17 protein-coding genes and 1 pseudogene are annotated in these 17,266 nt (G+C 57.3%); 10 read left to right on the top strand and 8 right to left on the bottom strand.

The window, feature by feature from the left end; translation table 11 throughout:
- Positions 1-16 precede the first annotated feature (16 nt).
- Entirely contained in the window at positions 17-253 is a 237-nt protein-coding gene (locus QMK58_RS23580) for a DUF3820 family protein (protein WP_060539690.1), read from the bottom strand.
- Between the two features lie 203 nt (positions 254-456).
- On the opposite strand from QMK58_RS23580, the gene QMK58_RS23575 reads away from it, so the two are divergent.
- On the top strand, positions 457-924 hold the full coding sequence (locus QMK58_RS23575; RefSeq protein WP_053155425.1) for a ferritin-like domain-containing protein: 468 nt from the start codon (positions 457-459) through the stop codon (positions 922-924).
- Positions 925-1,042: 118 nt separating this feature from the next.
- Here the strand turns inward: QMK58_RS23575 and QMK58_RS23570 are convergent, their stop codons facing one another.
- Both QMK58_RS23570 and QMK58_RS23565 read right to left on the bottom strand, forming a co-directional pair.
- Positions 1,043-1,513 (bottom strand): MaoC family dehydratase, encoded by a 471-nt coding sequence (locus tag QMK58_RS23570; protein WP_053155426.1) that lies wholly within the window; start codon positions 1,511-1,513, stop codon positions 1,043-1,045.
- A gap of 40 nt (positions 1,514-1,553) precedes the next feature.
- Entirely contained in the window at positions 1,554-2,498 is a 945-nt protein-coding gene (locus QMK58_RS23565; RefSeq protein ID WP_053155429.1) for an alpha/beta hydrolase, read from the bottom strand.
- Between the two features lie 246 nt (positions 2,499-2,744).
- Between QMK58_RS23565 and fadD2 the strand changes: the two genes are divergently transcribed.
- Together fadD2 and fadD1 are read left to right on the top strand one after the other, a co-directional pair.
- Complete coding sequence (fadD2, locus tag QMK58_RS23560) at positions 2,745-4,433, top strand: long-chain-fatty-acid--CoA ligase FadD2 (protein WP_320395515.1); 1,689 nt, start codon at positions 2,745-2,747, stop codon at positions 4,431-4,433.
- A 360-nt stretch (positions 4,434-4,793) separates the two neighbouring features.
- Positions 4,794-6,494 carry a long-chain-fatty-acid--CoA ligase FadD1 gene (gene fadD1 / locus QMK58_RS23555; protein WP_053155434.1) on the top strand — a complete coding sequence of 567 codons (1,701 nt, stop codon included), beginning with the start codon at positions 4,794-4,796 and terminating at the stop codon, positions 6,492-6,494.
- A 130-nt stretch (positions 6,495-6,624) separates the two neighbouring features.
- On the opposite strand, the gene QMK58_RS23550 is transcribed toward fadD1, so the two are convergent.
- Positions 6,625-7,002, bottom strand: a complete 378-nt coding sequence (locus QMK58_RS23550) for a hypothetical protein (RefSeq protein WP_053155436.1) — start codon at positions 7,000-7,002, stop codon at positions 6,625-6,627.
- 198 nt (positions 7,003-7,200) lie between these two features.
- On the opposite strand from QMK58_RS23550, the gene QMK58_RS23545 reads away from it, so the two are divergent.
- The 3 genes from QMK58_RS23545 (at position 7,201) to def (ending at position 9,068) form a co-directional block, all read left to right on the top strand.
- A complete protein-coding gene (locus QMK58_RS23545) occupies positions 7,201-7,392 on the top strand; it encodes a CsbD family protein (protein ID WP_053155439.1) in 192 nt (63 codons plus the stop codon).
- Between the two features lie 177 nt (positions 7,393-7,569).
- A complete protein-coding gene (locus tag QMK58_RS23540) occupies positions 7,570-8,532 on the top strand; it encodes a YihY/virulence factor BrkB family protein (RefSeq protein WP_053155441.1) in 963 nt (320 codons plus the stop codon).
- Positions 8,529-9,068 carry a peptide deformylase gene (gene def / locus QMK58_RS23535; RefSeq protein WP_053155443.1) on the top strand — a complete coding sequence of 180 codons (540 nt, stop codon included), beginning with the start codon at positions 8,529-8,531 and terminating at the stop codon, positions 9,066-9,068. The genes QMK58_RS23540 and def overlap by 4 nt, the downstream gene beginning before the upstream one ends.
- Before the next feature lie 107 nt (positions 9,069-9,175).
- Here def and QMK58_RS23530 read toward each other — a convergent pair whose 3' ends face one another.
- Positions 9,176-9,586, bottom strand: coding sequence for a GNAT family N-acetyltransferase (locus tag QMK58_RS23530; RefSeq protein WP_320395514.1), 411 nt, complete (start codon positions 9,584-9,586; stop codon positions 9,176-9,178).
- Positions 9,587-10,336: 750 nt separating this feature from the next.
- On the opposite strand from QMK58_RS23530, the pseudogene QMK58_RS29025 reads away from it, so the two are divergent.
- Positions 10,337-11,110, top strand: a pseudogene (locus QMK58_RS29025) (PAS domain-containing protein); the annotation flags it as partial.
- Positions 11,111-11,116: 6 nt separating this feature from the next.
- Positions 11,117-11,656, top strand: coding sequence for a methyl-accepting chemotaxis protein (locus tag QMK58_RS29020; protein ID WP_371856350.1), 540 nt, complete (start codon positions 11,117-11,119; stop codon positions 11,654-11,656).
- Positions 11,657-11,779: 123 nt separating this feature from the next.
- Here the strand turns inward: QMK58_RS29020 and QMK58_RS23520 are convergent, their stop codons facing one another.
- Both QMK58_RS23520 and QMK58_RS23515 read right to left on the bottom strand, forming a co-directional pair.
- A complete protein-coding gene (locus QMK58_RS23520) occupies positions 11,780-12,412 on the bottom strand; it encodes a glutathione S-transferase family protein (RefSeq protein WP_053155449.1) in 633 nt (210 codons plus the stop codon).
- A gap of 134 nt (positions 12,413-12,546) precedes the next feature.
- Entirely contained in the window at positions 12,547-13,578 is a 1,032-nt protein-coding gene (locus tag QMK58_RS23515) for a LacI family DNA-binding transcriptional regulator (RefSeq protein ID WP_320395513.1), read from the bottom strand.
- Between the two features lie 215 nt (positions 13,579-13,793).
- Between QMK58_RS23515 and QMK58_RS23510 the strand changes: the two genes are divergently transcribed.
- Both QMK58_RS23510 and QMK58_RS23505 read left to right on the top strand, forming a co-directional pair.
- Positions 13,794-14,327, top strand: a complete 534-nt coding sequence (locus QMK58_RS23510; RefSeq protein WP_320395512.1) for a gluconokinase — start codon at positions 13,794-13,796, stop codon at positions 14,325-14,327.
- Between the two features lie 82 nt (positions 14,328-14,409).
- On the top strand, positions 14,410-15,762 hold the full coding sequence (locus QMK58_RS23505; protein ID WP_053155456.1) for a GntP family permease: 1,353 nt from the start codon (positions 14,410-14,412) through the stop codon (positions 15,760-15,762).
- Positions 15,763-15,917: 155 nt separating this feature from the next.
- Here QMK58_RS23505 and alaC read toward each other — a convergent pair whose 3' ends face one another.
- Complete coding sequence (gene alaC / locus QMK58_RS23500; protein ID WP_053155458.1) at positions 15,918-17,135, bottom strand: alanine transaminase; 1,218 nt, start codon at positions 17,133-17,135, stop codon at positions 15,918-15,920.
- Between the last annotated feature and the right edge of the window lie 131 nt (positions 17,136-17,266).

Below are 17,266 nucleotides of genomic sequence, written 5' to 3'. Positions count from 1 at the left end.
GGGGCGGATAAGCCAGTCAGTGACGTGGGGCAGGTTTGCCGTGCTTGGCGCGCAGCGGTTCGAGCAAGTCTGACAAACCGTTGTGATCGATTTCCTGCATCAGGGCCAACAGACCGCCGAGTTCGCCATGGGGGAAACCTTCCCGGGCGAACCAGTTCAGGTAGGGGCCGGGCAGGTCGGCAATGATTCGACCCTTGTACTTGCCGAAGGGCATTTGGCGTGTGATCAGCAGTTCAAGCTTTTCGGGGTTCATCGATCAGTCGTCTGGAGTCAGTCAGGAAGGAAAATACAGGCATTCTGCATGCAGGCCAATTGACAGTTCATGCAAAAAAAACGGATACAGATTTCTATGTTGTTGCTAAGTATCTGATAAATAACGATTTAATTAACGGTTCCGGAGTGGCATGCAGGGTGCACTACTTATTGCATCTTTCATCAACCGCAAGGAATTGAAAAATGACCGACATTAATAAAGAATCCATTTCTGTACTCAACGACCTTATTGAAACCTGCAAGGACGGACAGGAAGGGTTCAAGACTTGCGCTGAAGACATCAAACACCCTGAACTCAAAACCCTCTTTGTTCAACGTTCCGCTGATTGTGGTAGCGCAGCGGCTGAGTTGCAGAGCGCGGTTCGTTCGATGGGTGGCGACCCGGAAACTTCCACCAGTGTCAGCGGCGACCTTCATCGTCGTTGGGTCGATGTGAAGTCAATGTTCACCGGCAAGGACGAGGAGGCTGTTCTCAACGAAGCAGAGCGTGGTGAAGACCATGCAATGAAGGCGTATCGGGACGCCATGGAAAAAATCAACAAACACAACCTGGTCGGTATTCGTGATCTGGTTGAGCGTCAATACCACGGTGTGCAGCGTAACCACGATCAAGTAAAAGCCCTGCGTAACCAGGCCCGTGCTCGCTCGTAACACCTATTAAAAACGCCAGTAAAACTGGCGTTTTTTTGGATCAAAAGATCGCAGCCTGCGGCGGCTCCTACACGCGAAATTCCGTAGGAGCTGCCGCAGGCTGCGATCTTTTTAGCGATCAACCAATGCTGATGGCCGGCAGCTCGGTCAATGTCACGCTCTGTTGTTTGCGGGGTGCCAGAATCTCCGCCTCGCCATCCACCACCAACTCATCGCGCTGGTTGAATACGCGGGTGGCAATGCGCACGCGGAATTTCGGCAGTTTTTCGAGGATTTCCAGACGCACGGTCAGGGTGTCGCCAATTTTCACCGGCTTCTGAAAGCTCATTTGCTGACCGATGTAAATGGTCCCGGGCCCAGGCAATTCACAGGCAACTGCCGCACTGATCAGCGCACCGCTGAACATGCCGTGAGCGATGCGCTCCTTGAACATGGTGCTGGCGGCGTATTCGGCATCCAGGTGCACAGGGTTGTGATCGCCCGACATCGCGGCGAACAGCTGAATGTCTCGCTCTTCGACCGTCTTGCTGAAGCTGGCCGTCTGGCCGACTTCCAGTGATTCGTATGGCGTGTTGGTAACCTGGGTCATCTGTCTCAATTCCTGTGACGAATAAGAAAATTCACAAAAGCTATTCCGATCTGGGTGGCCGAGGGCTGCTCAAGGCCTGTGCGATCCAGTTCAAAACATCGGCGATGACTTCATCGCGATTGCTTTCGTTGAACAGTTCGTGCCGTGCCTGTGGGTAAATCGTCAGTTGCACGTGTTGGTTGCCGGCCGCGCGCAAGGCGCTGGCCAGATCATTCAGACGCTTGCCTTCACTCACCGGATCACATTCACCGCCAATTACCAGCAGCGGCAGGCCCGGATCGATCTGCGCGAGATTGGACGCTTTGCTGATTTGCTGCAACCCACCCAGCAAGTCGATCCACAGTTGATTGGTGCAGCGAAAGCCGCACAGTGGATCGTTGGCGTACAAGTCGACTTGCGCCGGATCGCGGCTGAGCCAGTCGAACCGGGTGCGCACCGGTTTGAATTTGTTGTTGAACGAACCGAATGACAACCATTCGATCAACGCACTGCGTCCCTTCGGTCCTTGGCGCAGGCGCTCGAGGCGAGCGATTTGCCGGGCCGCGCGATAGAGCGCCACAGGCTGGAAGTTCGAACCGCTGAGAACCGCCCCGTGCAGGCTGGCGCTATGGTGCAGCAGATAAGCCTGGGCGATGTAACTGCCCATGCTGTGACCGAGCAGCATGATCGCCACGCCGGGATGCTGCAGGCCGATGTGCTGGTTAAGGCTGGCGAGGTCACTGACAACCTTGCACCAACCATCGTTGTCGGCGAAGTGGCCAAGAGTCCCGTTTTCGGCAGTTCTGCCATGTCCACGCAAGTCCGGTGCACAGACGCCATAGCCCTGTTCACAGAGTTTTTCCGCCAGGTCGGCATATCGGCCACTGTGTTCGGCCATGCCGTGGGCCAGCAGAATCACTGCCTTCAGGCCGCCCGCAGGCAGCCACTGATTGATGAAAAGGCGGCTGTGGTCACTCGTGGTCAGCCAGAAAGTGTCATGAATCATGGCGGTTCCTTTGCATGAGGCTGTTCGGTTGGAAACAGCTCGTTGCAGTTTATAGCGCATCCTTGGTTGGGCGTCTGATCAGCCTGCGCCACGGCTGAAAGATTCATACGGTCAATGACGACTGCGGGCATATTTGCCTGCTACGCCATAACTGCTAGTGTCCGTGAAGTTCCGCTTTTCGAAGTTTTTGTTTTTGAAATGACAGAAAAGTGGCCCGGATAGGCGCAGGCAAAGAGGACAACAACAATGCAATCTGATTTCTGGAATGACAAACGCCCGGCCGGCGTGCCACTTGATATCGATGTAGGGGCTTACAAGTCGGTGCTTGAGGTGTTCGAGCGTTCCTGCAAGAAATTTGCTGACAGACCCGCGTTCAGCAACATGGGCGTGACCCTGACCTACGCCGAACTCGAACGCCAGAGCGCTGCCTTCGCCGGCTTCCTGCAAGCCCACACCGACCTGGTGCCGGGTGACCGCATCGCGGTGCAGATGCCCAACGTCCTGCATTACCCGATTGCCGTGTTCGGTGCATTGCGCGCCGGGCTTATCGTAGTCAACACCAACCCGTTGTACACCGCGCGGGAAATGCGTCATCAGTTCAAGGACTCCGGTGCCCGCGCGCTGGTGTACCTGAACATGTTCGGCCAGAAAGTCCAGGAAGTACTCCCCGACACCGATATCCAGTACCTGATCGAAGCGAAAATGGGTGACCTGATGCCAACCGCCAAGGGCTGGCTGGTCAACACAATGGTCAGCAAGGTCAAGAAAATGGTCCCGGACTACAACTTGCCTCAGGCCATCTCCTTCAAGAGTGCGTTGCGTCAGGGCCGGGGCGTGGGTATCAAACCGCTGAGCGTCGGCCTTGACGATATCGCCGTGCTGCAATACACCGGCGGTACCACCGGCCTGGCCAAGGGTGCGATGCTGACCCACGGCAACCTGGTGGCGAATATGCAACAGGCACGGGCCTGTCTGGGGCAGTTCGGCAGTGACGGGCAACCGTTGTTGCGCGAAGGCCAGGAGGTCATGATCGCGCCGCTTCCGCTGTACCACATCTATGCATTCACCGCGAACTGCATGTGCATGATGGTGACGGGCAACCACAACGTGCTGATCACCAATCCACGGGACATCGGCGGTTTCATCAAGGAGCTTAAGAACTGGCGGTTCTCGGCATTGCTGGGGCTCAACACCCTGTTCGTTGCACTGATGGATCATCCGGACTTCAAGACCCTGGATTTCTCGACGCTCAAGCTCACCAACTCCGGCGGCACCGCGCTGGTCAAGGCAACCGCTGAGCGTTGGGAGCAGTTGACCGGTTGCCGCATTACCGAAGGCTACGGCCTGACCGAAACCTCGCCCGTGGCCTGCACCAATCCCTACGGCAAACAGTCGCGGATCGGCACCGTCGGCCTGCCGGTGCCGGGTACAACCTTGAAGGTGATCAGTGATGAGGGCGTCGAACAGCCCTTGGGTGAGCGCGGCGAACTGTGTATCAAGGGCCCGCAGATCATGAAGGGCTATTGGCAGAAACCCGAGGCCACCGCTGAAGTTCTGGATGCCGAGGGCTGGTTCAAGTCCGGGGACATCGCGGTGATCGATCCGGACGGTTTTGTGCGCATCGTAGATCGCAAGAAAGACATGATCATCGTCTCTGGTTTCAACGTGTACCCGAACGAAATCGAAGATGTGGTGATGGCTCACCCGAGAGTCGCGAACTGTGCCGTCATCGGCGTGCCAGACGAACGGTCGGGGGAGGCGGTGAAGTTGTTTGTGGTGGCCCGTGAAGCGGGTGTCAGCCTTGAGGAACTGAAGGCCTACTGCAAGGAAAACTTCACGGCATACAAAGTACCCAAGCACATTGTGCTGCGTGAGTCGTTGCCGATGACGCCTGTGGGCAAGATCCTGCGCCGGGAGTTGCGTGATATCGCTTGATGGGTGAATGGCCGCGCGTCGCGCGGATCGCGGGCAAGCCACGCTCCCACAGGTATCTACGTAGATCCTGGGGGAGCGGGCTTGCCCGCGATGCTTTTGGTCGGACGCTAAAGCCCCGGTATTCGTGGCTTTCAGGGCTTTATAGGTTTTTTGCTCTAAAATGACTGCCTGCTATTCTTTAGTCACAATTGTGACTGTAGAGGCCGCTTTTGGCTCTAGGCGACCCTTGGCAAAGCTGCTACTCTCGGCGCGCTTTGTGACTTCTCGGCCTTCTGTCAGCCAGATTCACCAATGACCAAACACCAATAATAATCGCATCAAATGCGGTGCTGAATTCGCGTTGCTGAGGAGTGGGCTTCCATGAACGAAGACTTTTGGAAGGATAAGTACCCAGCTGGGGTTGCTGCCGACATCAATCCAGACGAGTACCCGAATATTCAGGCAGTGTTGAAGCAATCCTGCCAACGCTTCGCCAACAAACCGGCTTTCAGCAACCTGGGCAAGACAATCACCTACGGTGAGCTGTACGAACTATCCGGTGCCTTTGCCGCTTATCTGCAACAGCATACCGATTTGCAGCCGGGCGATCGAATCGCCGTGCAACTGCCCAATGTGTTGCAATATCCGGTTGCCGTCTTCGGTGCCATCCGCGCCGGCATGATCGTGGTCAATACCAACCCGCTGTATACCGCGCGGGAAATGGAACATCAGTTCAACGACTCTGGTGCCAAGGCCCTGGTCTGCCTGGCCAACATGGCGCACCTGGCCGAAATCGTCGTGCCGAAGACCGGTGTCAAACACGTCATCGTCACCGAAGTTGCCGACCTGCTGCCGCCACTCAAGCGCCTGCTGGTCAACAGCGTTATCAAATACGTTAAAAAGATGGTGCCGGCGTATCACTTGCCTAAGGCCGTCAAGTTCAACGACGTACTGAGCAAAGGCATGGGCCAGCCAGTGGCGGAAGCCAGCCCCGCCAGCAGTGATGTCGCGGTGCTGCAATACACCGGCGGTACGACCGGCGTGGCCAAGGGCGCAATGCTGACCCATCGCAACCTCGTCGCCAACATGTTGCAATGCAAGGCACTGATGGGCTCCAACCTCAATGAGGGTTGCGAGATCCTGATCACGCCGCTGCCGCTGTACCACATCTATGCATTTACCTTTCATTGCATGGCGATGATGCTGATCGGCAACCACAACATCCTGATCAGCAACCCGCGCGACCTGCCGGCGATGGTCAAGGAGCTGTCGAAGTGGAAGTTCAGCGGCTTCGTCGGACTGAACACCTTGTTCGTGGCCCTGTGCAACAACGAAGGTTTCCGCAAGCTGGATTTCTCGGCGCTGAAAGTCACGTTGTCGGGCGGTATGGCCTTGCAACTGGCTGCGGCCGAACGCTGGAAAGCGGTGACCGGCTGCGCCATCTGCGAAGGCTACGGCATGACCGAAACCAGCCCGGTGGCAACGGTCAACCCGATCCAGAACATCCAGATCGGCACCATCGGCATTCCGGTGCCGTCGACCCTGTGCAAAGTTATCGACGATTCCGGTGTTGAACAGCCAATGGGCGAGATCGGCGAACTGTGCGTGAAGGGCCCGCAAGTCATGAAAGGTTACTGGCAGCGCCAGGATGCCACCGACGAAATGCTCGACAGCGAAGGCTGGCTGAAAACCGGTGATATCGCGCTGATCCAGGCGGACGGTTACCTGCGCATTGTTGATCGCAAGAAAGACATGATCCTGGTCTCGGGCTTCAACGTGTACCCGAACGAGCTCGAAGACGTACTGGCCGTGTTGCCGGGCGTGCTGCAGTGCGCAGCCATTGGCGTGCCGGATGAAAAGTCGGGCGAGGCGATCAAGATTTTCATCGTTGCCAAGCCGGGTGTGACCCTGACCAAGGAACAGGTGATGGAGCACATGCGCGCCAATGTCACCGGCTACAAGGTCCCGCGCGCCGTGGAATTTCGCGATGCGTTGCCGACCACCAACGTCGGCAAGATCCTGCGTCGTGAATTGCGCGATGAAGAGCTGAAAAAGATCAACGCGAAGAAAACCACCGCGTAACCAAATAAAGCCCCGCAGATGCGGGGCTTTTTTATGGGCTTTTGCAATTCAAAAGATCGCAGCCTGCGGCAGCTCCTACGGGTGTACGCCTCCCCTGTAGGAGCTGCCGCAGGCTGCGATCTTTTCGGTGTTATTGGCGAAACGGCGCGAAATTGACGTTAGTCCCTGTCGGCCGCATGTCCTGCAGGTACGAGTCCTTGTCCGCACTCAGTTCCAGGCTCAGTGCGGCCTTGCGCTTGCCTTCGTTACGTATCACCAGGCCTTCAAGCTTCTCACGCAGGAACACTGTCGGCACTTTCAGGTGCAGCAGTTCGTCGGTGTCCGGCGTGTGCATCAGCAGGTGAATCCACTCGTACTGACCAATGGCCAGGCGCGCTACCGGGATGTCGAACCACCAGATATTGCGGTTGCGGTTCAATTCGGTGAAGTGGCAGTTGTTGACGCCAAGCACAGCACCGCCAAGTTCCTGGTTTCTGCGGGCAATGGCCTGCTTTTTATCGAGTTTCATAACATTCCTACGGGATTGGATCTTCAGCGCCATGGCCTGAATGTGTTGCGCATTCTCGGGGGTTGCCGGGCAAACATAAAGCGCAACCTGCATCGAGCGATAAAATGACACTGTGAAAATAAATGAAACTCCGTGCAAACGCTCCCGGTCAACCTTGTGTAACCACTTTTCCATCCAGATGTTCACAGGAGAAATACCATGAGCAGTACAGGCGATAAAGTGAAAGGCATGGCCAACGAAGCCGCGGGCAACGTCAAGCAAGGTATTGGCAAGGCGACCGGTAACGACAAAATGCGCGCCGAAGGCGTGGTGCAGGAGAAGAAAGGCGAAGCCCAACAAGCCGTAGGCAAAGCCAAGGACGCGGTCAAGAAAGGTGTCGACGAAGCCTGATTCGGCTTCGACGACGGTTAGGAACGGCCATCCGCGGATGGCCGTTTTCGTGTCAGGCTGAACTTGATTGCGGAAATTGTTTCAAAGCCGCCAAGTGCGCTACTTTGATGCAACAAAAGGGCCCCTGAGTCGCCACGACTTGACCTCTGAATCTGTTTGCGGCGAATGGAGACGCTAATGATTTTCCCGGACATGAAAGGCATGCCCCTGCACCGTGTGATGGTGCGCACGGTCACCGAATTCGTCGACGACGAAATGTCGACCTATGCCTCGGCGCTCGCCTATCAAATGCTGTTTTCGCTGTTTCCGTTCATTTTGTTTCTGATTGCGCTGATCGGTTTCCTGCACCTGCCTGATTTTTTTTCGTGGCTGCGCCTGCAATCGGAACTTGTGCTGCCACCCCAGGCCCTGGAGCAGGTCAACCCGGTGATCGACCAGCTTCAGCAATCCAAGGGCGGTTTGCTGTCGGTAGGTATCGTAATCGCTCTGTATACCGCCTCGGCGGGTGTGCGATTGATGATGAGCGCAATGAATGCGGCCTACGACGTAGTGGAAGGTCGTCCGCTGTGGAAACGCTTTCCGTTGTCGATTATCTATACCGTCGGCATAGCCGGCATGCTACTGATCGCTGCTGCACTGATGGTGCTCGGGCCGCAGGTGATGAGCTGGATCGCCTCGCAAGTCGGCCTCGAGTATTTCATCGTCACGCTCTGGACCATCGCTCGCTGGCCGGTGATCGTGATTCTGTTGATGGTCGCAGTGGCCTTGATCTACTACGTGATGCCCGACGTCAAACAGGAGTTTCGCTTCATCACGCCCGGCTCCGTGCTGGCAGTGGTGGTATGGATCATCGCCTCGTTGGGCTTTGGCTTCTACGTCAAGGAGTTCGCCAACTACAACGCCATGTATGGCAGTATCGGCGCGATCATCGTGCTGTTGCTGTACTTCTATATTTCCGCCGCCGTGTTGTTGCTCGGCGCGGAAATGAATGCGGTGATCGAGCACATGTCGCGAGAGGGCAAGGACCCTGGCGAAAAGGTTCCCGGCGAACACGGTCCGGGCCATGAGGAAAAACACCATGTGTCGGGGCTGGGCCGGGATCACTCGCTCAAGCCGACCACTGACGAAGCCCAATCATGATTCGTGACATTCTCAAAATGGGCGATGAGCGCCTGCTGCGCATTGCCCCGCCCGTACCCGCCGAAATGTTCGACAGCCCTGAGCTGTGGCAACTCATCGACGACATGTTCCAGACCATGGAAAGTGTTGGCGGTGTGGGCCTGGCTGCGCCGCAGATTGGTGTCGATCTGCAATTGGTGATCTTCGGATTCGAGCACAGCGAGCGTTATCCGGACGCCGAAGCCGTTCCGCAGACGATTCTGATCAACCCGTTGATCACGCCGCTCGACCCGACGCTTGAGGAAGGCTTTGAAGGTTGTTTGTCAGTGCCGGGACTGCGCGGTGCGGTGCAGCGTTACCAGCATGTTCGTTACGAAGGGGTCGATCCGAAGGGCGAAACCATCGTGCGCGTTGCTTCAGGGTTCCATGCGCGGGTGGTGCAGCATGAGTGCGATCATCTGATCGGGCGCCTGTACCCATCGCGTATTACCGACTTCAGCAAGTTCGGGTTTACCGAAGTAATGTTCCCGGATCTTGATCCCAGCGCGGACGACTGACCATCGGTACAAAACCCTGTGGGAGCCTGCTCGCGATGACGTCGTGTCAATCAACATCAATGAATCTGACATATGGCTATCGCGAGCAGGCTCGCTCCCACAATTGTTTACGGCGCCAGCCCCATCGCAATCATCGGCTTGCTGCGCGCATAGCGAGTCAAGCGTTCAACCATTGCATAAGGCATCTGCGGGTCGAACGTAAAACCGCGACGCTCATAAAACCCCCGCAAATCCGGATGACAGAATAACCATACCGGGTGTTCGCAATCCTTTACTGCGGCCTCGATCAACCCTGCCGCAATCCCTTGTTCGCGACAGCCCGGATCGACAAACAGTCCTGTCAGCCAGTGGCCGCCCGATACTGGACGCAAACACAGCGCGGCAACGATTTCATTGCGCCGGGCCACCCACAACTGAGCATCACGGACCGCTTTCATCGACGATTGGTGGGCGCGGTAAAACTTGTTCATCAACGGCCATAACGGCTCGTCGAGTCGACTGTATTGAGTGCTGGGCATGTCTTCGACTGTCGGCGTACAAAGCGGGCGATTATAAAAGAACACGCGAGCGGGGATAGGTGTATACCTGATCTCACATCCCAATGTGTGGAGTACGCATCATGTCCAAAGGTATGGATTCAAAGAAATCGGCGAAAAAGAAACCGGCGAAAACCGCCATTGAAAAACGCGCAGACAAGAAAGCCAAAAAAGTGGGCGTGTTCGGTCACTGATCCCGCGTTGAATGCTCGCTCCCATGCAATGTGGGGGCGATGCTCTTGCAGGTTTTTTTGCTGCAAACCTGCATAAAATCTCCCGGTCCGAATCCCTGATGCACCGTCCGTCGGCGTCACCCTCTTTTTTATCCAGAGCCTGCGGACGCTGAACCGATTTTGTCCTGGTGATGGCCAATTAGTGGCCTTGCAAGACGACTGCTGCTGGCTATGCTCACGCGTAACTAACGATATCGAACAAAGCGATGTTGGCAGTCAGAGTGCGCAAATCAAGGCACCTACACTTGACCAAAGGGAGCCGTCGATTAAATGGAGTTTGTTGATAAGTCTGTTAGGTCTGGCCCGAGTGAGGGCTATCAAGAGAAGGATGTTTTGATGAGAGTGCCGGTATAGGGACCCTCCGATTGATCATCATTTATCACCTGACAAATCCTTCTTATTGGAGGAACGCGTGTGCCTGTTCCGTGGAACGTAGTGGTGGATTTGAAAGAACTGCAGCTTTCATTAATCAAAAGAACGCGCCGAAGGTGATACGAACATGTTTAACCTACATCACAAGGCTGACCTGCTGGAAATCGAGCGATTCAGTTGTGCCCTGACCGAAGCCAATGGCAAGTTGGCGGCAATCAGTCGTTCGATGGCAATGATTGAGTTCACCCCGGATGGCTTCGTGATTGAGGCAAATGAGAACTTCTGTAGCGCCATGGGCTACAGCGCCGATGAAGTGCGTGGCAAGCATCACCGGGTTTTTTGTGAGGAACGGTATTACCGCAGCGACGCTTATACCAAATTGTGGCGTGACCTGAGCCGTGGCGAGCCGCTGAGCGGGACGTTTATGCGGCTGGACAAGGGTGGCAGCGAAATCTGGCTCGAAGCCAGTTACATGCCGGTTCCGGGCCCCGACCGCCAGGTCAGGAGCGTGATCAAAGTCGCGACCGACGTCACCGCCAGGGTCAACAAGGAACATGAAAACGCAAGCATGCTTGCAGCGATCGGACGTTCGATGGCGGTGATTGAGTTCACCCCCGAAGGCCGGGTGATCACCGCCAATGAGAACTTCCTGAAAACCATGCAGTACTCGCTAAACGAAGTGATAGGTCAACACCACAGCCTGTTTTGTCACCGTGCTGAAGCCGAGTCTCAGGCATACAGGAATTTCTGGGCTTCGCTCAATCGCGGGGAATTTCACTCCCATCGTTTCGAGCGCAAGAACAAGCAAGGTCAGACGGTATTTCTCGAAGCGTCCTACAATCCATTGTTCGACGCGAAGGGCCGGCTGTACAAAGTCGTCAAGTTTGCCAGCGACATCACCCAGCAGATGACGACCCTGCAAACTGCGGCCGAATCGGCCCACAGCACGTCTGTGCAAAACGACGTTTGTGCGCGCAAAGGGTCCGAAGTGGTGCAGCAAACGGTGCAGATCATCCAGGATATTTCCAAGGATTTGAACGAAGCGGCGGTGAGCATCGACGCCGTCAGCAAACAGTCCGACATCATTGGCACCATTGTGCAGACCATCCGCGGTATTGCCGATCAGACCAATTTGCTGGCACTTAACGCCGCCATCGAAGCGGCCCGTGCCGGGGAGCACGGGCGAGGATTTGCGGTGGTGGCCGATGAAGTGCGCAGCCTCGCGGCGCGTACCAGCCAGGCGACACTGGAAATTGTCGAGGTGGTGCGCAAGAACCACGACCTGTCCCTGAGCGCGGTGTCGAGCATGCAATCGAGCCTGAGTCGAACCGGGCTTGGGGTGGAACTGGCGAACGAGGCGGGGGAGGTGATTCTGGAGATTCAGCAGGGCTCCCGGCATGTGGTGGATGCGATCAGCCAGTTCAACTCGACGTTGCAGCTGAACTAGTCGCAACGCTGAACCTGTGGCGAGGGAGCTTGCTCCCGTTGAACTGCGCAGCAGTTCCTTTTTTGGGGCCGCTTCGCTGCCCAGCGGGAGCAAGCTCCCTCGCCACAGGGGTTTCGTTTCCGTTCACGGCAAGCCGTTGCAGCCGTATTTGAGAAAGCCGGGGCGTTGTGCCAGGCGCTGGAAATACTCATCGACTGCCGGATAATCAGGCCGATCAATCGGTGTCATCAGCCAGCGATTGACCGACAAACCGATGACAATATCTGCCAGGGTGAAGCGTGGCCCGGCCACGTACGCCTTGGTGGTCGCGAGCTGGTGTTCGAGGATGCCCATCTTCTGATTCCAGCCGCGGGCGCTGACGTCGATACGGTGCGCATCCTGAAATTCCGGGTCTTTGCGCACCAACGCCATGAACGCGTAGCTCCAGGAGGAGTTGAGCTCGGTGGCTTGCCAGTCCATCCACTGTTCTACTCGGGCGCGTGCCGCTGGGTCGGTAGGCAGCAGGTCGGCGTGATGGTGTTTGGCGGTCAGGTAGCGGCAGATGGTGTTGGATTCCCATAACACCCCGGCGTCATCGACGATCACCGGCACCTGGGCGTTAGGGTTCAGCCGAAGAAACTCGGGACTGTGAGTGGACGCAAAGCCACTGCCCCAATCCTCGCGTTCGTAGGCAATACCCAGTTCCTCACAGGTCCACAGGACTTTGCGGACGTTGATGGACGAGGCTTTGCCGAGAATTCTCAGTGCATGTTCCATGGGTTACTCCATCGAAAATGACGTATATGCAGTGTAGGAGCTGCCGAAGGCTGCGATCTTTTGATCTGGATTTTTTCAACGCGGATCCGGAGATCGCAGCCTTCGGCAACGCTTACGCATGTCGAGGCGGAGAACTATGTGCTCTCGCGCACCTTCAATTCAAACCCCATGTCCTGCACCGGTTTGGCCACGGTGTTGCCGGCCATCAGCGTCAGCATCTGCTCCGCCGCACGACGGCCAATGGCTTCACGCGGGGTGTTGATGCTGCTCAGGCGCGGGACCATGTGTTCAGACATGGGCAAATCGTTGAAACCCAGAATCGCTACCTGCTCCGGGATCTTGATCCCGCAGCGCATGGCTTCTAGAAGGGCGCCCTGGGCCAGGTCGTCATTGCCGAAGAAAATGGCATCGACATCGGGGTGACTGGCCAGCAGTTGCAAGAACAGTTCGCCACCGAGGCCCACAGAGGAGGAACGCGGGGTGAGAACTTCCAGGTCTGGGTCATACAGGCCGGCCTTCTTCAGCGCCTTGCGGAAACCTTCGCCGCGCAACAAAGTGCGCTGATCCAGTTGCGCACCGATGTAAGCCAGACGTTTGCGCCCACGGGACAGCAAATGTTCGGCCGCCGTTTCCCCGGCTGCCAGTTGCGAGAAGCCGACGCAATTGAGCCCGGCTGCGCTGTCCAGCTCCATCATGTACACACACGGAATATTGCTGGCTTCGATCATCCGTCGCGAACTTTCGGTGCGGTCGAAACCTGTCAGCAACAGGCCGCGCGGTTGATAGGCCATGTAATTGCGCAGCAGGTTTTCTTCTTCGTCGCGTGAATAATGGAAGTTGCCGATCAGCACTTCGAAGCCCTTGGGGCGCAACACCTGATGAATGGCTTCCAGGGTGTCGATGAAGAGCAGGTTGGACAGCGATGGCACCAACACCACCACTGAGTGGCTCTGTGCCGAAGCCAGGGCGCGTGCTGCCGGGTTGACCACGTAGTTGAGTTCGAGCGCCGCTTTCTGGACTTTTTCCACCAGTTCGGTGGCCACCGTGCTGACCCCACGCAGGGCTCGAGAGGCGGTAATCGGGCTGACGCCGGCCAGTCGCGCTACTTCGTTCAGGGTAGGGCGGCCAGTGGTGCGGGTATTTTTGTCGTTTTTAGTTGGGTTCATCGACGGCTTGCCAAACAAAATTCAAGGCACTAAGGTAGCGCTGTCTCGATGCAGCTGCAAATGCGTGAGCGAGGGTTCGCCTGATCCTCGCTTTTTGGCGTTGGGACTTAACCTGCTGCAACCCACAAAATGACAAGAAAGGCGTCGGCAACTTCTGCTTTTGGTCTAGTGTCATAACTGGCAAAGGTAGCGCTGTCTGCGCGCTGAGGTGTTACATGAATCATCCCATCACCGCCCTGGTCATCATGGGCGTTGCCGGTTGCGGCAAGACGTGCGTCAGCGAGGCCTTGTGCCATTTGAGCGGCGCCACGGCCATTGAAGGCGACTCTTTTCACCCTGCCGCCAATATCGAAAAGATGAGCGCGGGTATCCCCTTGAACGATGAAGACCGTGCCGGCTGGCTCGACAGTCTGTGCGATGAATTGCGCCGCATCGATGCCAGGGGCGAACGCCCGGTGCTGACCTGCTCGGCCCTCAAACAGATTTACCGCGAACGTCTGCGCAGTGCCTTGCCGGGCCTGGGTTTCGTGTTTCTTGAGTTGACCCCTGAAGTCGCTGCCGACCGCGTATCCCACCGGCCAGGGCATTTCATGCCGTCGACCCTGATCGACAGCCAGTTCGCCACCCTCGAATCACCCGTGGGCGAGCCGTTGACCCTGGCACTGAATGCCTCGACCAACAGTGTCGAGCAACTGGCTGCGAAGGCTCATGTCTGGTGGCAGGCCAACGGCCTGAAACAGGCGGTATGACTGTGTCGGCAAAGACAGCGCTGTCCTCGCGACTTCTGATTAACCCGCTTTAATAACAACAACAACCAGGAGACACCCCCCAATGTTTGGCATGTCCCACGAGACGTTCCTGCTGCTCGATGCAGTGGTTACGGTGATCGGGCTTATCGTTCTGATCACCAAGTTCAAGTTGCACCCATTCCTCGCACTGATCATCGCCGCAGCCTTCCTCGGGCTGACGTCCGGCATGCCGATCGGCACCATCATCAAGGCGTTCCAGGACGGCTTTGGGGGCGTGCTTGGTTTTGTCGGCATCATCCTGGCGCTGGGCACGATGCTCGGCAAAATGATGGCCGAATCAGGGGGGGCCGATCAGATTGCGCAGACGTTGATCCGCGCCTTCGGCAAGGACAAGGTGCAGTGGGCGATGATGTTCGCCGCGTTTCTGGTCGGTATCCCGCTGTTCTTCGAAATCGGCTTCGTATTGCTGATTCCGTTGGTGTTCATCGTGGCCCGCCGCACCGGTGTGTCGATCATCAAGATCGGTATCCCGCTGCTGGCCGGTCTGTCCGCGGTTCATGGCCTGGTGCCACCGCACCCGGGCCCGTTGCTGGCCATCGGCGTGTTCGGTGCCGATATCGGCAAGACCATTCTGTACGGCCTGATCGTAGCGCTGCCAACCGCCATCATCGCTGGCCCGATCTTCGGTACGTTCATTGCCAAGCATATTCCGGGGCATCCGAACCAGGAGCTGGTGGATCAACTGGCGCGCGAAACCGATTCGGCTGAACTGCCAAGCTTCGGCATCACGCTGGTGACCGTGCTGCTGCCAGTGTTCTTGATGCTACTCAAGACCTTTGCCGACGTGGTGCTGCCCGATGGCAACATCTTCCGCGCCTTCATGGACCTGATCGGTCACCCGATTTCGGCATTGCTGCTGGCATTGCTGCTGTCGTTGTATACCTTCGGCTACAAGCAGGGCATCGGTTCCAGCCAAATGATGAAATGGCTGGATGCGAGCCTCGCGCCGACCGCCGCGATCATCCTGATCATCGGTGCCGGTGGTGGCTTCAAGCAGATGCTGGTGACCAGTGGTGTGGGCGACGTGATCGGCCACATGGCGGTGAATGCACAGATCTCGCCGATCCTGCTGGCTTGGCTGGTGGCAGCGGTAATCCGTATCGCCACAGGTTCCGCAACCGTTGCGACCATTACCGGCGCGGGCATCGTGGTGCCGGTGGTGGGGATGATCCCGGGTGTGAACCGTGAGCTGCTGGTGCTCGCCACCGGTGCCGGTTCCCTGATCCTGTCTCACGTCAACGACGCCGGTTTCTGGCTGGTCAAGCAGTACTTCAACATGACCGTGGCCGAAACCTTCAAGACCTGGACCGCGATGGAAACCATTCTGTCGGTGGTGGCCCTGGGCTTTATCCTGTTGTTGTCGCTGTTCGTTTAAGCGATTCGACAGACACAAAAAAACCGCATCGCTGCGGTTTTTTTGTGGGTGATGCAAACCTATGTAGGAGCCGGCTTGCTGGCGATGCAGGCGACACGGTGTAACGTCTGACCGAGTCGATGCGATCGCCAGCAAGCCGGCTCCTACAGGTTCGGTCAGGCGTTGGATTTGGTGACGAGCCCATCCGCCCGGAACATCCCGCGAATCCCGCGTACGGCCTGGCGAATCCGGTCCTGGTTTTCGATCAGGGCAAAACGCACGTGATCATCGCCGTACTCGCCAAATCCAACACCCGGCGAGACGCAAACCTTGGCCTCGGCCAGCAGTTTCTTGGCGAACTCCAGCGAACCCAGGTGCGCGTAAGCCTCAGGGATCTTCGCCCAGACATACATCGAAGCCTTCGGATTCTCGACCATCCAGCCCAGTTCATGCAGTCCTTTGACCAGCACGTTACGGCGTTGGCGATACTGCTCGGCGATGTCGCGCACGCATTGCTGATCGCCTTCCAGTGCAGCAATTGCGGCCACTTGCAGCGGGGTGAAGGTGCCGTAGTCGTGATAGCTCTTGATCCGCGCCAGGGCGTTGACCAGTTCCGGGTTGCCGACCATGAAGCCGATGCGCCAGCCAGCCATGTTGTAGCTCTTGGACAGGGTGAAAAACTCCACCGCAATGTCCTTGGCGCCTGGCACCTGCATGATCGACGGGGCTTTCCAGCCGTCATAGACGATGTCGGCGTAGGCCAGGTCGTGCACCACCAGCACGTCGTATTGCTTGGCGAGGGCGATCACCCGCTCGAAGAAGTCCAGCTCCACGCACTGTGCGGTGGGGTTGGACGGGAAGCCGAGGATCATCATCTTCGGTTTCGGGATCGAGCCGCGAATGGCCCGTTCCAGCTCCGCGAAGAAATCCACGCCCGGTACCAGTGGCACGGACCGCACCTGGGCGCCGGCAATCACGGCACCGTAGATGTGAATCGGGTAGCTCGGATTCGGCACCAGTACCGTGTCGCCCTGGTCGAGGGTGGCCAGCATCAAATGCGCCAGGCCTTCCTTGGAGCCGATGGTGACAATGGCTTCGCTTTCCGGGTCGATGTCGACCTCGTAGCGCTCCTTGTACCAGTTGGAAATCGCCCGGCGCAGACGCGGAATCCCCTTGGACGTGGAGTAACCGTGGGTGTCTTCACGCTGGGCGACCTGCACAAGTTTTTCGACGATGTGCGGCGGCGTGGCGCCGTCGGGGTTGCCCATGCTCAAGTCGATGATGTCTTCGCCACGACGACGGGCGGCCATCTTCAGCTCGGCAGTGATGTTGAAAACGTAAGGGGGGAGTCGATCTATGCGCGCAAAGCGGCGCGGCGAACCTTGTTCGGCCATTGTTGCCTCGGATAACGTAAGCGCCCGGAACCGTCCGAGCGACGCAGGTCACTGCGGTGACCTGTGGCGGAATGTACGGTCAGCTGTGGCAGACTGTCCAGCCTCAAAGTAAACAAATTTGTCCGAAGGAT

The sequence above is a fragment of the Pseudomonas sp. P8_241 genome (genome assembly GCF_034008315.1).
Lineage (GTDB): Bacteria > Pseudomonadota > Gammaproteobacteria > Pseudomonadales > Pseudomonadaceae > Aquipseudomonas.
This window is presented reverse-complemented; position numbering and strand designations above follow the sequence as displayed.

Bases quoted from the DNA above. Each gene is read 5' to 3' on its own strand.
- QMK58_RS23580 (WP_060539690.1), bottom strand. From the start codon at position 253: ATGAACCCCGAAAAGCTTGAACTGCTGATCACACGCCAAATGCCCTTC.
- QMK58_RS23505 (WP_053155456.1), top strand. From the start codon at position 14,410: ATGTTTGGCATGTCCCACGAGACGTTCCTGCTGCTCGATGCAGTGGTT.
- QMK58_RS23545 (WP_053155439.1), top strand. From the start codon at position 7,201: ATGAGCAGTACAGGCGATAAAGTGAAAGGCATGGCCAACGAAGCCGCG.
- QMK58_RS23575 (WP_053155425.1), top strand. From the start codon at position 457: ATGACCGACATTAATAAAGAATCCATTTCTGTACTCAACGACCTTATT.
- QMK58_RS23520 (WP_053155449.1), bottom strand. From the start codon at position 12,412: ATGGAACATGCACTGAGAATTCTCGGCAAAGCCTCGTCCATCAACGTC.
- QMK58_RS23515 (WP_320395513.1), bottom strand. From the start codon at position 13,578: ATGAACCCAACTAAAAACGACAAAAATACCCGCACCACTGGCCGCCCT.
- QMK58_RS23510 (WP_320395512.1), top strand. From the start codon at position 13,794: ATGAATCATCCCATCACCGCCCTGGTCATCATGGGCGTTGCCGGTTGC.
- fadD2 (WP_320395515.1), top strand. From the start codon at position 2,745: ATGCAATCTGATTTCTGGAATGACAAACGCCCGGCCGGCGTGCCACTT.
- alaC (WP_053155458.1), bottom strand. From the start codon at position 17,135: ATGGCCGAACAAGGTTCGCCGCGCCGCTTTGCGCGCATAGATCGACTC.
- QMK58_RS23570 (WP_053155426.1), bottom strand. From the start codon at position 1,513: ATGACCCAGGTTACCAACACGCCATACGAATCACTGGAAGTCGGCCAG.
- QMK58_RS23530 (WP_320395514.1), bottom strand. From the start codon at position 9,586: ATGCCCAGCACTCAATACAGTCGACTCGACGAGCCGTTATGGCCGTTG.
- QMK58_RS23565 (WP_053155429.1), bottom strand. From the start codon at position 2,498: ATGATTCATGACACTTTCTGGCTGACCACGAGTGACCACAGCCGCCTT.
- QMK58_RS23540 (WP_053155441.1), top strand. From the start codon at position 7,570: ATGATTTTCCCGGACATGAAAGGCATGCCCCTGCACCGTGTGATGGTG.
- QMK58_RS29020 (WP_371856350.1), top strand. From the start codon at position 11,117: ATGACGACCCTGCAAACTGCGGCCGAATCGGCCCACAGCACGTCTGTG.
- QMK58_RS23550 (WP_053155436.1), bottom strand. From the start codon at position 7,002: ATGAAACTCGATAAAAAGCAGGCCATTGCCCGCAGAAACCAGGAACTT.
- def (WP_053155443.1), top strand. From the start codon at position 8,529: ATGATTCGTGACATTCTCAAAATGGGCGATGAGCGCCTGCTGCGCATT.
- fadD1 (WP_053155434.1), top strand. From the start codon at position 4,794: ATGAACGAAGACTTTTGGAAGGATAAGTACCCAGCTGGGGTTGCTGCC.